The sequence below is a fragment of the Streptomyces sulfonofaciens genome, from assembly GCF_014656295.1.
In the GTDB taxonomy this organism is placed as follows: domain Bacteria; phylum Actinomycetota; class Actinomycetes; order Streptomycetales; family Streptomycetaceae; genus Streptomyces; species Streptomyces sulfonofaciens.
Genome location: NZ_BNCD01000114.1, coordinates 1 through 500, shown reverse-complemented (window position 1 = coordinate 500; position 500 = coordinate 1). Strand labels below are relative to the sequence as shown.

The window sequence follows — 500 nt, the reverse complement described above, 5'->3', positions numbered from 1 at the left end:
AACTGAGCGCGATTGCGATAGATATAGCTAAAGAAGTGATCCTTAAAGAAGTGGAAGACAACAGCCAAAAAGTGGCCCTAGCTTTGGCTGAAGAGCTTTTAAAAAATGTTTTAGACGCAACGGATATTCATTTAAAAGTCAATCCCTTGGATTACCCTTATTTAAACGAGCGTTTGCAAAACGCTTCTAAAATCAAATTAGAGAGCAATGAGGCTATTTCTAAGGGAGGCGTTATGATCACTAGCTCTAACGGGAGTCTTGATGGGAATTTAATGGAGCGCTTTAAAACGCTCAAAGAAAGCGTGTTGGAAAATTTTAAGGTGTGATTTTGCAAAATAAAACTTTTGATTTAAACCCTAATGATATTGCAGGCTTGGAATTGGTGTGCCAAACGCTGCGCAGTCGTATCTTAGAAGTGGTGAGCGCTAATGGGGGGCACTTAAGCTCTTCTTTAGGGGCTGTGGAGCTGATTGTGAGCATGCATGCCTTATTTGATTGCC

Annotated in this window: 2 protein-coding genes; both read left to right on the top strand. The window is 40.8% G+C overall.

Translation table 11 applies throughout. The features are described from left to right. The coding region (locus IE313_RS36795; RefSeq protein ID WP_229925219.1) for a FliH/SctL family protein at window positions 1-326 on the top strand (326 nt) is incomplete at its 5' end. Then, window positions 323-500: 1-deoxy-D-xylulose-5-phosphate synthase N-terminal domain-containing protein (locus IE313_RS36790; RefSeq protein WP_506005240.1), on the top strand; the 178-nt coding region annotated here is incomplete at its 3' end. The genes IE313_RS36795 and IE313_RS36790, both read left to right, overlap by 4 nt.